This window comes from Campylobacter sp. FOBRC14, from assembly GCF_000287855.1.
Classification (GTDB): domain Bacteria; phylum Campylobacterota; class Campylobacteria; order Campylobacterales; family Campylobacteraceae; genus Campylobacter_A; species Campylobacter_A curvus.
In genome coordinates this window covers 55,574-70,110 of the sequence record NZ_ALJJ01000007.1, presented here as the reverse complement: position 1 = coordinate 70,110, position 14,537 = coordinate 55,574, and the positions used below count along the sequence as shown (strand labels likewise).

At 46.4% G+C, this 14,537-nt stretch carries 16 protein-coding genes; 12 read left to right on the top strand and 4 right to left on the bottom strand.

Features of this window, described 5'->3' with window-relative positions:
* Window positions 1-16 precede the first annotated feature (16 nt).
* From HMPREF1139_RS01115 to HMPREF1139_RS01105, 3 genes are all read left to right on the top strand, one after another.
* Window positions 17-244, top strand: coding sequence for a hypothetical protein (locus HMPREF1139_RS01115; RefSeq protein WP_009649463.1), 228 nt, complete (start codon window positions 17-19; stop codon window positions 242-244).
* A gap of 54 nt (window positions 245-298) precedes the next feature.
* Window positions 299-1,018, top strand: coding sequence for a hypothetical protein (locus HMPREF1139_RS01110; RefSeq protein ID WP_009649600.1), 720 nt, complete (start codon window positions 299-301; stop codon window positions 1,016-1,018).
* A gap of 91 nt (window positions 1,019-1,109) precedes the next feature.
* Entirely contained in the window at window positions 1,110-1,343 is a 234-nt protein-coding gene (locus HMPREF1139_RS01105) for a hypothetical protein (RefSeq protein ID WP_009649584.1), read from the top strand.
* Window positions 1,344-1,401: 58 nt separating this feature from the next.
* Here the strand turns inward: HMPREF1139_RS01105 and HMPREF1139_RS01100 are convergent, their stop codons facing one another.
* Both HMPREF1139_RS01100 and HMPREF1139_RS01095 read right to left on the bottom strand, forming a co-directional pair.
* The gene (locus HMPREF1139_RS01100; protein WP_009649889.1) at window positions 1,402-2,394 is read right to left on the bottom strand and encodes an iron-sulfur cluster assembly scaffold protein NifU; all 993 of its coding nucleotides are present in this window, start codon (window positions 2,392-2,394) and stop codon (window positions 1,402-1,404) included.
* An 85-nt stretch (window positions 2,395-2,479) separates the two neighbouring features.
* Window positions 2,480-3,670: a NifS family cysteine desulfurase gene (locus HMPREF1139_RS01095; RefSeq protein WP_009649557.1), complete on the bottom strand. Its 1,191-nt coding sequence runs from the start codon at window positions 3,668-3,670 to the stop codon at window positions 2,480-2,482.
* A gap of 431 nt (window positions 3,671-4,101) precedes the next feature.
* On the opposite strand from HMPREF1139_RS01095, the gene HMPREF1139_RS01090 reads away from it, so the two are divergent.
* The 6 genes from HMPREF1139_RS01090 (at window position 4,102) to HMPREF1139_RS01070 (ending at window position 10,364) form a co-directional block, all read left to right on the top strand.
* Window positions 4,102-6,309: a TonB-dependent receptor gene (locus HMPREF1139_RS01090; RefSeq protein ID WP_009649679.1), complete on the top strand. Its 2,208-nt coding sequence runs from the start codon at window positions 4,102-4,104 to the stop codon at window positions 6,307-6,309.
* Between the two features lie 122 nt (window positions 6,310-6,431).
* Window positions 6,432-7,328: a class I SAM-dependent methyltransferase gene (locus HMPREF1139_RS01085; protein ID WP_009649701.1), complete on the top strand. Its 897-nt coding sequence runs from the start codon at window positions 6,432-6,434 to the stop codon at window positions 7,326-7,328.
* A gap of 26 nt (window positions 7,329-7,354) precedes the next feature.
* On the top strand, window positions 7,355-7,528 hold the full coding sequence (locus HMPREF1139_RS11815) for a hypothetical protein (RefSeq protein WP_009649828.1): 174 nt from the start codon (window positions 7,355-7,357) through the stop codon (window positions 7,526-7,528).
* Between the two features lie 6 nt (window positions 7,529-7,534).
* A complete protein-coding gene (locus tag HMPREF1139_RS01080) occupies window positions 7,535-8,365 on the top strand; it encodes a FecCD family ABC transporter permease (RefSeq protein WP_009649688.1) in 831 nt (276 codons plus the stop codon).
* Window positions 8,362-9,135 carry an ABC transporter ATP-binding protein gene (locus tag HMPREF1139_RS01075; protein ID WP_009649518.1) on the top strand — a complete coding sequence of 258 codons (774 nt, stop codon included), beginning with the start codon at window positions 8,362-8,364 and terminating at the stop codon, window positions 9,133-9,135. Before HMPREF1139_RS01080 ends, HMPREF1139_RS01075 begins: the two co-directional genes overlap by 4 nt.
* 215 nt (window positions 9,136-9,350) lie before the next feature.
* Window positions 9,351-10,364, top strand: a complete 1,014-nt coding sequence (locus HMPREF1139_RS01070) for an ABC transporter substrate-binding protein (protein WP_009649555.1) — start codon at window positions 9,351-9,353, stop codon at window positions 10,362-10,364.
* Between the two features lie 12 nt (window positions 10,365-10,376).
* On the opposite strand, the gene miaA is transcribed toward HMPREF1139_RS01070, so the two are convergent.
* On the bottom strand, window positions 10,377-11,267 hold the full coding sequence (gene miaA, locus HMPREF1139_RS01065; RefSeq protein WP_009649767.1) for a tRNA (adenosine(37)-N6)-dimethylallyltransferase MiaA: 891 nt from the start codon (window positions 11,265-11,267) through the stop codon (window positions 10,377-10,379).
* Between the two features lie 2 nt (window positions 11,268-11,269).
* A complete protein-coding gene (locus HMPREF1139_RS01060) occupies window positions 11,270-12,490 on the bottom strand; it encodes an NAD(P)/FAD-dependent oxidoreductase (RefSeq protein WP_009649848.1) in 1,221 nt (406 codons plus the stop codon).
* Between the two features lie 97 nt (window positions 12,491-12,587).
* Between HMPREF1139_RS01060 and mqnP the strand changes: the two genes are divergently transcribed.
* Genes mqnP through HMPREF1139_RS01045 form a run of 3 tightly spaced genes read left to right on the top strand, consistent with a single transcriptional unit; the run spans window position 12,588 to window position 14,491 of the window.
* A complete protein-coding gene (gene mqnP / locus HMPREF1139_RS01055; protein WP_009649594.1) occupies window positions 12,588-13,457 on the top strand; it encodes a menaquinone biosynthesis prenyltransferase MqnP in 870 nt (289 codons plus the stop codon).
* Entirely contained in the window at window positions 13,454-13,975 is a 522-nt protein-coding gene (locus HMPREF1139_RS01050) for a hypothetical protein (protein ID WP_009649764.1), read from the top strand. Before mqnP ends, HMPREF1139_RS01050 begins: the two co-directional genes overlap by 4 nt.
* 9 nt (window positions 13,976-13,984) lie before the next feature.
* Window positions 13,985-14,491 (top strand): DUF6115 domain-containing protein, encoded by a 507-nt coding sequence (locus HMPREF1139_RS01045; RefSeq protein WP_009649867.1) that lies wholly within the window; start codon window positions 13,985-13,987, stop codon window positions 14,489-14,491.
* Window positions 14,492-14,537: the final 46 nt, after the last annotated feature.

The window sequence follows — 14,537 nt, the reverse complement described above, 5'->3', positions numbered from 1 at the left end:
TACAAAAGGAGCAGATATGACTAAAATTTTAAATTTTTTATTCTCTTGGGGCTTTTTCGCCTTCGCCATAGTCCTTGGCGTGGCGTTTTGGTTTTTGATAGATTATTTGGAGCAGTTTAGGCTGGAGTCATCGTTTGTGGATATCGGGATGATATTTATGATGGCGGCGGTTTTTGGCATAGTTTTTTACGCTATCGCCGCGATCTTCGTGATCCCGATCAGAGCGGCCAGACGAAAGGCCTAGGCTAAATTTGGAACGAGCATTGCTTTACCTTTTAAAATTTAGGAGGTAAAGCAAATGCAAAGTCTAAATAGCGATTATGTTCCGTCCTACTCAAATTCTTACGCTTCATACAACACAAACAAAATAATCAAAGACATAAAAGAATCAAATTTGGAGTCAAATCTAAATTCTATCAGCAATGTAAAATCAGTCTATGATACTCCTACGAAATATGGCTTTAATGTTGATAGTAAAGGCTTTTTCGGAGCTGACTTTAATAAAGCAGCCGGCATCCCTCAAAATGTCAAAATTCATATAAAGACTATGGATATGGCAGTAGATTATGCCAGTAACGAAAAAACAGGACTTGAACCGATAGAAGCTATCTCTAGAGCTTGGAAATTTTTTAAAGCCTATACGAACAATGCGATAGATCTAAGTGGAGATACCAATATAACTCAGGAGCAAATGCTTTCTATGCCGGCTGGCTATAGTCATGATGGCAGTATATTTGGAAATTTAGTTAAAATTTATCAGACTAGAAATGATACGAGAGAACAAAACGATCTATTACAAATAGAAAATTTATCCGATGGAAGCATGAAAACTGGATTTTCATACGCTTTTGGAGTATCCTCGCCCGCTGATATAGAAAAGGGAAGCCTAGATATCATCCATAATGAAAAAAGAGGATATATAGAAGTCGTCGGACTAACCCAAAATAACGATCTTGATACGACTACCGTCGGAGAGTTATTTCATAATTTAATTATATTACGAAGCCACTACCTCTGAGGCTCACAAACAATCAGGATCTCTTAGCGTAACCCAGCAAGTAAAAAACTACTACGACTTCCTAAAAAGCGGTAAAAGCTTAGAGCAATACATGAGCCAAAGCGATCCTGATTTTAGGACCAGGAAAATAGCCGCCTACACGGGAACTGACATCGATACTGCCGGCAGAGCGTTTGACGAGCTACTTAAAATTTTAGACGAATATAGCAAGAAATTTTATGATTTGCATAAGAGGTTTATCGATGACTCTCTAGCGGGGAAAGAAAATGCTTTAAAGGCGGAGTTCTCGGCTAAAAATTTAGCCTTTGAAATTTCACACCTGTAAATTTTAATGTAGATTTAGAATTTAGCCTGCAAATTCACTTTACAGGCTAAATTTCACGTCACACAGGCATCACTCTAATGTGCGGGCTTAAATTCTCTTGAAGCACGTTTTCTATCGCGTATAGAGTGCCGCCAGCACCGCTCGCACAGCCCGAGCAGGCTCCCAGGTAGCGGATATAAACATCGACGTTTTGGTCGTTGTCTTTTCTGATGTCTAAAATTTCGAGGTTACCACCGTCCATCATCAGCATCGGGCGGATCTCTTGATCTATTACGCTTTCGACCGCTTTTAGCTGCCCGACCAATGTCATCTCGTCAAAGCTTAGGTCGCTTAGGTTGTTGTTAGCTTGTGCGTTGGCTTGGGCCTTTAGTCTCTCTTGCTCCATTTCAGCACGAGTATCGCGCAAGATATCGACTAGATAATATTCGCGTTTCTCGTGTCCGCCAGGGCGTACGCAGGATTTGCAAAATGCGCCGGCTTTGGTGTATTGCGTGATCTCCTCAACGGTTTTTAGATCGTTTAGTCGGATGACCTCTTTTATCGTGCCTAGGCTCACGCGCGCGCACTCGCACACGATGATCTCGTCCTCAAAATGCTCGGGATCTACGCCCTTGTAGCTAGCCGCCGCCGCCTTGATGACGTCATACGCCATGACCGAGCAGTGCATCTTTTGCGGTGGAACAGCCGGAGTGTCGGGATTGTCTCGCATCGCTTTTTCGACGTCGATGTTGGTAATCTTGACTGCCTCGTCGACAGTTTTGCCGATACAAAGCTCGGCCATCGTATCGGAGCTGGCGATCGCAGTCCCGCAGCCAAAGCTCTTAAATTTCGCATCGATTATCGTGTCAGTCTTCTCATCGACCAGCCAATAAAGCCTCACCGCATCGCCGCAGCTTTCTGCACCAAAGTCCGCTACGATGAGCTTTGCATTTGCCTTTTTGGCGTCCTCTTCGGTCAGCTCACCCATAAATCTAGGATTATTCATCCTGTCTTGCACTACCTGAGAGTATTCGTCCCAGATAGAGCCGCCTATCAAACTATTTTTTGCCATTTTATTCCTTTGCGGTTGCGGTATTGTCTCGTGAGTATCTTTTAAATTTATCTCACGATACCGCCACCTTTTCTTTTTCTAAAATTTACAGGCCGCTTACGTGACCTATCGGCGCGTATGCAAACGTGCTTGAGATCGCCCTTAGCCTGGTTATCGCCTTTTTTATATGCTCTATCGCGTAGTCGATCTCGGCTTCTGTGTTAAAGCGTGAAAGAGATAGCCTAAGCGCGGTGTGCGCGAGCTCTTTGTCCGCTCCTATGGCTTCCATTATCGGATTGCTCTCGAGCGTTTCGCTGGCACATGCAGAGCCCGTAGATGCCGCTATACCGGCACGATTTAGATCCCACAGCATAGCCTCGCCCTCGACGCCTTTTATGGACGCCAGGATCGTATTTGGCACGCGGTGTTCGCGTTTGCCTACTACGCTGACATCAGGTATAGATAAAAGCGCATCCTCCAGCTTGTCTCGCAAACGGCGCACGTGTGAGCCCTCAAAGCTCATGTATTTGTTGGCTAGCTCAAGTGCTTTGCCCATGCCGACGATACCTGCGACATCGAGCGTGCCGCTCCTGCGCCCGCCCATGTGCTCGCCGCCGTGAAGCAGACTGCTTAGGGGTTGACTGTCTTTTATGTAAAGTCCGCCCACGCCCTTTGGCCCGTGAAATTTATGTGCCGAAAAGCTTAGAAAATCAACGCCAAGATCTTGCACGTTTATAGGGATTTTGCCTACGGCTTGCACACCGTCGCTGTGAAAAAGTGCTCCGTATTCATGCGCTATCGCCGCTAGCTCCTTTGTCGGAAATATCATGCCCGTTTCGTTGTTTGCGACCATCACGGAGACCAGTGCGACATCATCGCTCATCGCATCTCTTAGTTGTTGTGCAGTTACGACGCCTTCACTGTTTACATCAAGTATCGTAAGCTCAACGCCAAATTTTTTTAAAAATTGACACGTTGCAGCGATAGCCGGATGCTCCACGGCGCTTGTTATGATGCGTTTTTTCTCACCCGTAGCGATCTTGTCGAAATAAACCCCTTTCACGACCCAGTTGTTGCTCTCTGTCGCGCACGAGGTGACCACGATATCGTCGCTATCTTTGGCATTTATGCCCGCATATAGCTGATCGAGCGCAGTCCTTAGCGCCGGATGTGTCTCGGAGCCAAATTTATGTAAGGAATTTGGATTGCCATATTTTTCGCAAAAAAATGGTTTCATCAGCTCGAATGCTTCAGGATCGACCATCGTCGTGGCGTTATTATCTAAATATACTCTCAAAATTTGCCCTTAATTAGGATAGATTTTATCCTTTTTATTTTTGATGGGATATTATAACAAATTTGATAAAAGATAGTTTAAATTTTTGGGCTAATTTTTTCAATTTCTACTAAATTTTGATAGTAAAAATATATTGAAATTCTTTATCAATATTTGAATTTATCGCTATCCAGGTGTTTTATCATAAAAAAGGGCTAAAAATATCTGAATATTAAAATTTTTTCTTAAGAAATTTTGTCTAAAAGCCTTAAAATTTTGATTTTTAAAATTTTAGTAAAAATTACTATCTAAAATATATATCTTTATATGTATATAGAATCTTAACGATATATATGGTATCTTAACAATATAAAAAATAAATTTTAAATATTTACTAAGCAAACAAATCCTAAAATCACATGAAATTTACTTTACATTATCAAGGAGTTATCATGAAAAAGTATATGGGGGGTGGTAGCAACCTACTTTCTATCGTGGCGTGTTGCGCGATATTTTTTGCCGTGAATGCTGGCGCGATAGAGGAGAAAAAGCTACAAGCCGTCGAGGTAAATAGCGTAGGTGATGCCGTCAGCGAGAGCGGTATCGAGGAGGGAATTTTAAACAAACAAGTTGCAAGCGGTCCGCTTGCAGGTAAAAAGGTGCTTGATATGCCTTATCAGATAAACACGATGACAAAGGAGATGATGAACCACCAAGGCGTCGTGGGCTTTGAGGACGCAGTCAAATATTTCCCTTCGGCTCAAATCCAGCACCGCGGCGGCGCTGAGGTCGGTCGCCCGCAGACGCGCGGCTTTGAGGGCAGCGTCGTTGGTAACGTCTTCTGGGACGGATTTTACGCTATCTCGACGACAGCCATACCGATGTATATGTTTGAGAGTTTGCAGATACAAAACGGACTTGCCGGCTCGCTTTACGGCGGACAAAACCCGGCTGGAATTTTCAACTATACGAGAAAACGTCCTGTGCCGTTACAAAATATCATCTGGACGGACTACACCTCTCGTAAAAACGTAGGCATAGGCCTTGATACGTCGGATAAATTTGAGAAAGTCGGCTACCGCGGTGTGTTTTATGTGAGCGGCGGTGAGAGGCAAGCTAAACAAAGCGATTATCGCAGGCGTCTAGCGAGCCTAGGGCTTGACTTTTATCCGACCGAAAGCCTAACGATAGAGACAAATTTTAGCTACTATCAGCACATAATGGAAGGTATGCCGGGTAGCTTTTCTTTACCGGTAGATCCAAGTACGGGCACTGCAAGATTTGGCGTCCCAAGTGCCGTTAAAACGACAAAAGCGGGGCTTGGTCAGCCCTTTGCGGGAAGCAATCTAAAAACGACGACTGCTAGTGCTAAATTTAAATACGCTCCGAACGAGAATTGGTATTTTGAGGGTGGCTATCAGTGGCAAAGAGCCGTTAGAGATATGTATGGCGCGAGCAATACGCTTTTAAATCAAAATGGCGATTTTAGAGTTTCTCAAAGTGGCGGAAGCGGTGCAGCGAGTAAATTTGAGGCTAGTAGCTGGTTTTTAAAAGGCACTACCGACTTTAAAACGGGAGGCATAGAACACAGCCTGGGCGTAGCCACAAATGGCTATCGCTGGACGCTATTTGGTGCTAAAGATAGAGGGTCGGCTAACTATATTTTTGGCAGATCAAATCTAAGCAACCCAAAGGTATTTAACCCTAATCCAAATTTTAGAAAAGGCGGCGGTGCCTATAAGAGTTCATATAACGATATGTATAATATAGCAGTTGCTGATGACATCAAATTTAATGAAAATTTCAGCACTATTTTATCCGTATCAAATTCATGGTTTAAGAATAAAGATGTCGTAAAGGGTAAAAAGACTTACGACGAAGATGGGCTAAGCTACGCAGCAAGCTTCATATATAAACCGGTTGAAAACGTAAGTGTTTATATCACATACGCCGATAGCTTGATGGCCGGTAGCTCATATACATATGATAACGGTCCTAGAAAAGGGCAAACCGTCGTGCTAAAGCCATATAGAAGCAAACAATATGAGATCGGTGCAAAGGCTAGGATAAACGAGCTTGACCTAAGTGCAGCACTCTTTGAGATCAAACGTCCTATTGCGTATTTGGGAGATGACGGTATCTACTCAGAGCAAGGAACTCAAAAAAATGTCGGTCTTGAGCTAACGGCTGGCGGTGTGATAGTGCAAAATTTAAGTGTATTTGGTGGTGTAACTTTGATAAATCCAAAAATCAAAGAAGCTAAGGCGGCTTATGCAGAAAATAAATATGTGATTGGCGAGCCTAGGATCCAGTCGAATTTGCTCTTTGACTATGTAGTGCCAAACACTAACAAACTTGCATTTACGACAAATTTCCACTATACGGGCAAACGTTACGCCGATAGCTCGAACACTTATGCAGTGCCTAGCTATTTCACAACCGATGTGGGCGTGAGATATGTAACAAACGCTTGGTTAGGAAAGCAAACTACCATAAGGTTTAACATAAATAACCTCTTTGATAAAAAATACTGGGCCGGTATGTTCCCTGCTTCAATGGACGGAACGGTTAATCCAGGTCGTGGTGGTGGAGATAGCTCTACTTCTCTATTCTTGGGACAAAGCAGGACATTTATGCTTTCAGCACAGGTCAAATTCTAGGCGAATTTAGTCTAAATTTAGCCCATTCGGCAGTGGCTTAGCTGCTGCCGATCTAAATTTTTAAAGGCACTTGATACTTTTAAAAATTTAGATATTAGCTTTGTCTATCATGGGAGAAAAACATGCAAGGGCTACTAAACTGGGAAGCGATAAGAGAGCTTAGATTTGCCGATCTGACGGACACAAACGGCAGGGTGAACCGCATCGACTGGGACGATGTGGCGGATATGTATAACGAGATGGTAAAGCTTGAGCGCGACTTCACGCTAAAACAGGTCGAGATTTTGCCCGTCACGAGCGCAGACAGCGTCGCAGACATCGGCTGCGGCACGGGTAGGCTAAGCGTGCCGATAGCGCGCATCGCAAAAAGCGTGACCGCCGTCGATGCGTTTGCTAAAATGCTGCATCACTGCGAGACAAACGCCAAGGAAGCGGGTGTGAAAAATATAAAATTCCTCAAAAAAAGCTGGCTGGATGATGACGCGACGGAGGTCATCGGGCTCCACGACGTCGTCATCGCCTCGCGCTCGCTAGGTCTTGGCGACATCAAAAAGCTAAACAAGATCGCGCGAAAATTCGTCTGCTTGATCTGCTTTTTGGACGCCGAGCCAAGCTTGCGGCAAATTCAGCTTGATCTGCTCGAAGGCATCGCGCAAGACGCACCAAAAACACCAAAAACGAGCGGTAAAGACGCCGTCAAAAATACTCGCCAAGAGACGAGCAAAAATAATAGGATGTTTGGCTACAACATCACTTTCAACATGCTTTACGACATGGGCGCAAACGTAAATGTCCGCGTGCTAGATGACGGCTACGAGGCGGTATTTGCGAGCAAGGAGGAGGCATACGCGCACTTTAAATTTGCAGGCGACGTGCCCGCTAAAAGGGAGAAAATTTACCGCGCAAACGTAGATAAATATCTGCAGAAATTTGAGGGCGGATACCGATTTTTCCGCCCGACTAAAAGCTACGTGATGTGGTGGGACGTGCGAGAGCTCGCTGACAGGGCGGACTGCTAAATTTACCCAAATCAAAAAGGAAAAATTTGAACAACACCAAAATCATTATCTTGCTATGTGTGCTCGTCGTTATACTCGCGTTTGCGTCGATCGGCGTGGGCAGATACGGGCTAAATTTCACCCAGATAGCGCAAAATTTACAGACGTTTTTCTTTGGCGGCGAGCCAGCAGACGCGCAGGCCTATACTATCATCACGTAGATACGCTTGCCACGCATACTTTTTGCCCTGCTCGTGGGGGCCGCGCTTGCCGCTAGTGGTGCGGTGTATCAAGGGCTCTTTCGCAACCCTCTCGTCTCGCCCGATATACTTGGCGTCAGCAGCGGTGCGGCGGTGGGAGCTAGCATCGCGATCATCTTGTCGCTGCCAAATTTTGGCGTGCAGGTTATGGCGTTTGCTTTTGGGCTGGGCGCGGTCGTACTCGTGGTGTTTTTAAGCTCGCTCATCGCAAAAGGCAAAATAAACGTGCTAGTGATGGTGCTTTGTGGCGTCGTGATCTCTTCGCTTTTTGGGGCGGCTAGCTCACTGCTTAAATTTCTAGCTGATAGCGACGATAAGCTGCCTGAGATCACGTTTTGGCTCATGGGCAGCCTCGCTCGCACGGGCGGATACGCAAACGTCGCCTACCTAGCATGCGTGGTCGCGCTTTGCTTCGTGCCACTTTTTTTACTGCGCTGGCGGCTCAATATCCTGGCATTTGGCGAGGACGAGGCCAAGAGCATGGGCGTGAATGTGAAATTTTACAACTTCGTCATCATCTGCGCATCGACACTCTTGACGGCTAGTTGCGTGGCGTTTTGTGGTATCGTGGGCTGGATAGGGCTCGTGATCCCGCATATCGCGCGCTTTGCGGTGGGAGCGGACTTTAAGACGCTGCTGCCAGTCTCGATGCTAGGTGGCGGGCTATTTTTGCTCGTCGTCGATACCGCCGCACGTAGCATGCTGGCTAGCGAAGTGCCCCTTGGCGTGCTCACATCGCTCGTTGGCGCACCGGTCTTCATCTATCTGCTTTATCGCAGCAAAAAGGGCTGGCTGTGAAATTTAAGATCCAAAATTTAAGCTGTGGATACGGTGAAAAGTGCGTTGTAAAGGGATTTGACGCTGCGCTTGATGATGGCGAAATTTTATGCGTGCTGGGTGCGAACGGCATAGGTAAGACGACGCTTTTTAAGTCCGTTTTGGGTTTTTTAAAGCCCCTTGGCGGTAGCGTTTTTGCGGAGCATGAGCAGCTTCTTAGCCTTAGCGATAAAGAGCGCGCGAAGCTCTTTAGCTACGTGCCGCAAGCTCACACGCCGCCGTTTCCTTTTAAAGTCATGGACGTCGTGATAATGGGCAGATCGCCGCACCTTGGGCTGTTTGAAAGCCCGTCAAAAAGAGACTTTGCTATCGCTGAGGCGACGCTTCATAGGCTTGGTATGAGCGCGTTTTCGGATAAAATTTACACCGATCTAAGCGGCGGCGAGCGTCAAATGGTACTCATCGCCAGAGCTCTCGCGCAAGAGGCGAAGATCATGATGCTAGACGAGCCCACGGCGAACCTCGACTTTGGCAATCAAATCCGCGTGCTAAGCGAGATAAACAAGCTAAAAGCGGCGGGCTTTATCATCGTGATGACGTCGCACTCGCCAGAGCATGCCTTTTACACGGGTAGCAAAGTCGCCCTGTTGATGCGAGCAAAGTGCCTTTACGGCGATGCTGGCGAGATCGTCACGAGCGAAAATTTAAAAGCGGCTTACGGCGTGGATGTCAGGGTGGAAAAAGTGATCGTAGATGGAAGGGAAAAATTTGTCTGCGTACCGATGGTGTGAGGATTTGCTGGGCTTTTAAATTTAAGGGCTTTATTTTAAAGGGGTGTTGATATCCTTAAACGATCGCTTCGCAAATCTTACTTGCTCCGCAAGGCGCCGAACGTATAGCACGATTTACGCGGTCAGCTACCGCTTCCCTGTAAATCGGCGGCGATAGCGTCGCTTCACAAGATTTGACTTCGCTATAGCGTTATATAATTTAAAAAGGAAAAACCATGTTCAAAAAAATTTTGTTTTTAGCATTGACTGCGGTCATTTTACAGGCCAGGATGGTCACGGACAGCGAGGGCAAGGAGGTGCGCATCCCTGATGTGGTGGAGCGCGCGACACCGATGATAGGGGCTTTCGTGCAGATGAGTGCGATGCTGGGGCAGCAGGAGAAGATCATCTCGGGCGCGTCTCGTCTGCCGCCACTCATGGCTAAAATTTTTCCTAAGATCCGCACCAGCGGCAATCAAAGCGGCATGCTAGGAAGCAGCGTCGAGACACTCATCGCATCAAAAACACAGGTCGTCTTTGGGCCGGTGTCCATGATGTTTGACGAAAATCAAATCAAGCAGCTAAATGCCGCTGGGATCGCGGTCGTGAGGCTCGATAAATTTGGCACGATCGGCGAGATAAAATCGTGCGTGAGCAAGATCGCTGAAATTTTAGGCGGCAAAAGCGTGCAAAAAGCGGCGGAATTTAACGCCTATTTTGACGAAAACGTGAAATACGTGCAGGAAAAAACGGCGAATTTAAAGCAAAAAAGAAGCGTTTTGGCTCTAAATTTCAACTCCGGCAACTTCTCGACCATCGGTGCGAACGACATCGGAGCCGAGTATATAAAGGTCGCTGGCGGTATAAATTTAAGCTCGGACATGGACCCTGCGTCGTTTAAGATCTCAAAAACGATAAATGAGGAGCAAGTCGTGCTCTACGATCCTGACGTCATCATCACAAACTCGCCCGAGGGCAAGGCTCAGATCATGAAAAATGCGTCGTTCCAGGGTATAAAGGCGGTTAAAAACGCCAAGGTCTTCGTCGTGCCAAGCGGAGTGTATCTATGGAGCGTGCGAAGTGCTGAGGGTGCGTTGCAGCCGCTCTGGCTGGGAAAGATGATATATCCTGAGCTATTTGCCGAGCTAAATTTGGAGCAAAAAACGAAGGAATTTTACGAGAAATTTTACGGCTACGAGCTAAGCGACGATGAGGTCAAAAATATATTAAATCCAAAGTCGAATTTCTAGCTAGATTCGCATTTATGGGCGCTTTGCTTGGTTTGTTAAAAATTCCTTGATCTTCTCCCTCGCGGCGTCCGGTTCGCCGATGAAAATTTTGCTAAATTGCGAGCGGTTGAAGGTGCGTTGGCGCTTGGCGAGCTGAGCCGTGTGCGTGCAGATGAGCGAGGCTAACTCCTCGCGCGATATCTTGGCGTCAAAAAAATCTGCGCACTCCTTTAGCCCGATCGATCTTAGCGGCTTTGCCTCGCGTCCATAGGTGTCGAATAAAAATTTCGCCTCCTTTAGCAGCCCCGCCTCAAACATCGCCTGCGTGCGCCTTTGTATGCGCTCTCTTATCGCCTGCGTCGGCCATAAAATTTCAAATATCGCGAGCTCTTTTATCACGGGCTCGCTCGTATTTTCTCTTAGCCAGGTGCTGGGCGCTGCGCCGCTAAATTTGTAGATTTGATACCATTTTTCGAGGCGGTAGCTGTCGTTGGGGCTAAATTTAACGCAAAATTCGGGATCGATCCTAGCTGCCAGCGCGTAAATTTCATCGTTGCTTAAAGCCTCGTCGCATTTTGGCACGTCAGGAGCCAGGCCGCTTAGCATCGATCTTAGATAAAAGCCGCTGCCGCCGGTGATGATGAGCGGACAGTCCGCGTTTAGAGCGTAGTCTTTGGCGCGCTCGTAAATTTTAAAAAACATGCCGACGCTGAAATTTTCGTTCGGATATATCTCGTCTATGCCAAAATGCTTCACGCTGGCCAGCTCCTCGCGGCTTGGCTTCGCGCTTGCGATATCGATTTGCTTGTAGAGTGCCAGGCTGTCAAGGCTTAAAATAACGCCGCTAAATTCTTGTGCGATTTGCAGCGCGAGCGCGCTTTTGCCGCTTGCGGTGGTGCCGATGATGGCAAATTCGCAAAACAACCTTAGCCCTGATAAAATCCGCTAAAAAGCAGCAGCTCGTTGATGTCGATGTTTTCTTTATCCTCGCTTATGAGGCGTGCCACGAGGCGAGCGCTAGCTGGTGCGAAGCTAAGCCCGAGCCAGCCGTGCCCCATACTAAAGACCAAGTTTTTATAAACCTCGTCGCGCCCGATCAAAGGCATGTCGTTTGGCGTCAGTGCGATGAAATTTGCCCTGTATCTTGGCTCTTTTAGTTCGCATGTCGTGCCAAAGGGCTTTAGCGCGTTTAGAAATTCATTTATCTTATCCATGCGAATGAGGGTGTCGATGTTGCCTATTTGCAGGCCCGATGTGATCTTGACGCCGTCCGTTTTAGGCATTATCTTGGCGAACAGATCGTTTAAAACGACCGGCTTTGAGGGGATCTTTTCTGCGCTAAATTTCAGATCGATGCTGTAAAATTTAGACGGGATCAAATTTAGCTTCGAGCCCAGACGGCTTGCGAGCAGGGTGTCTATACCGGAGGCCAGCACGAAAGTATCGGCCTCGTAGGCGTTTTCTTTGCCGATGGCTTTAGCGATGAGACTGCCGCTAAATTCCCACGAAGCGATCTCGTCCTTAACGATGTTTGCGCCTAAATTTTCGAGCTCTCTTTTTAGGGCGTCAGCCAAATTTTGCACGTCTATTTGGGCGTTTTGCTTTAGATCTATGACGCCTTTTATATTTTGGTTTAAAAACCCAAGCTCGTTTTTCACGCCCTCAATGTCTAAAATTTCTTGCGTTTGATCGCCTATCTTGATACTATCCAGGCGTTTTTTAAAGCTATTTTCATCGGTAAAGACTAGAAATTGACCGTTTCGTTTGAAATTTATCTGAGGGTATTTCTCGTTTAGCTGAGCGTAAATTTCATAGCTTTCGCCGCCAAATTTTTCAAATAAAATTTGCGATCTTTTTATGCGCTCGTCGTTTATACTAAGGCTAAATTTCGTCATCCAGCTGCGAAAATTTTCATTTAGGCTGGGGCTGATGCTAAGCTCGCTAGTGCCTGCAAAGAGCCGCTTGAATGAGCCCGATATGACGCCATCGTGCGCCAAAGGAGGCGTCTTGAATGCGCTTAATATCCCGCTCATATCGTAATCGCCGTCTCCTCGCTCGATCACTAAGACGTCTTCGCCGTTTTTTGCCAGCTCGTAAGCGCTCATCAGTCCGCTGACACCAGCCCCGATAACAACGACCTTGCTCATATCCGCCCCTTTTTCTTGAATTTGCCCGATTATAACAATATAAATTTAAATTTAAAGCAAAAGAGTGTAAAATCCTTAAAATTTGAAATGGAAATGTATGGAAAATTTTATAAAAAAGTTAAAAGATATCGGCGAGCTCATCGTTTTCAAGCACTCGGTGTTCGCGCTTCCTTTTATTTTTACGGCGATGATAGTCGCTAGCAAACATATAAACGGCTCGGCTTGGTTTGGCTTTAAGTTGCTGATCTTAGGGGCTTTGTGCGCGGTCTCGGCTAGGAATTTCGCGATGGCGTTTAACCGCTACAAAGACGAGGATATCGACAAGCTAAACCCACGAACGGCGAATCGCCCGAGCGTGGACGGTCGCATCGGTAAAGACAATATGCGAATTTTTATCGCTGCAAATGGCGTGATATTCGTCGTTTGCGCTTATTTTATAAATTCGCTCGCATTTTGGCTGAGCTTTCCTATCTTGGCGGTTTTGGCGGGGTATTCGATATTTAAGCGTTTTAGCGAGCTAGCGCACCTTGTTTTGGGCCTTAGCCTAGGGCTAGCGCCTATCGCGGGGGCGGTCGCAGTGAGCGCGCAGATCCCGCTTTGGAGCGTTTTGCTCTGCCTTGGCGTGATGTTTTGGGTCGGAGGATTTGACCTGCTTTATTCGCTACAAGATATAGAATTTGACCGCGAACACGGGCTTTTTAGCATACCTTCCGTTTATGGCGATAAGGCGACACTGTTTATATCGGCTATTTTTCACGCTTTGTCGGTGATATTTTGGCTGCTTTTTGCTTGGGCGGCAAATTTAGGCGGATTTGCGTTTTTTGGGATTTTATTAAGCGGTGTGATTTTGTGGCAGGAGCATAGGATCGTTAGGCGTGACTTTAGCAAGATAGACCGCGTGTTTTTCACATTAAACGGCTATCTTGGAATTTTATTTTTTATATTTGTTTGGATGAGTGTATTATGAGTGATATCCGTTTGATCCCCGCTCCTCTTGATATGGAATTTGAGCTTGACGAGGCGGGCGATGAAAAATTTTTGAGGGAATTCAACTCCGTGCTTCCTGGCGATGAAGACCCGCTTGGAGCGTGGCTAAAGCGCGCTAAATCGCGTGGAGAGACCAAAGACAGCGATCAAGTTTTACTGACGCTTATGATCGAGCTTCACAGAAAGGTCGATGCGCTCAGCGAATATGTCAGAAACGAGCACAAGCGCTATCTGCCTTTAAGTAAGAGCGTGAAAATAGACGCCATAGGCTTTGAGCATGTGCGCATAAGCGAGCATAAATTTGAAGCCAATAAGCGATATTACGCGAGAATTTTGATGCCGGTCTTTCCTAAGCGCACCATAGCCCTTTATCTGCTAGCCCTTGACGAGCGCACGGCAAAGATAGATACGATGCACGAAGAGGACGAGAGCGACTGGAACGCCTATGTGACCGCTAGGGAGCGCGTGATGATAAGAGAGCTGAGATCTGGCTCATAAAGGAAAAAGATGGAAATTTATCTATTTGGCGGCTTTAGCATAGTTTTAATCATCATTATCGTGTTGATATTTATAAAAGACGCCGAGACGAACAGGCGCTTTACTAGATACGAGCGCGCCATAGAAAGCGCCATGCAGGAGAATTTCAACCTAAAAAAACAGATCGCATCTTTGGCGAATTTCAAGCATGACGATCCTGACGAGCTTGACGAAATGAAAAAGGAGCTCGAAAAGAATTTACAAACCGAGCTGAACGAAAAGATCGTGCCTATCGTCAAAGCCATAAAGAGTATCGAGCGCGTTATAGACGAGTTTGCCAGCGAGCAAAAGGATAGGATTTTCACTCTTGAGGAGCGCACCCGCGATATCGGCAAGATAACACCAAGCGCGCAGGACGAGGAGGAACAGATCGTGCGGATGTTCAACTCCGGCAAGAGCATAGAGAGCATAGCAAAGGACCTGCATCTAGGCGTAGGCCGAGTGGAATTCGTGCTAAAGCTTCATCAGCTGGCTTAAATTCGGCTATGTCTTCACGCTAAATAAAATTCCAAAATATAAAATT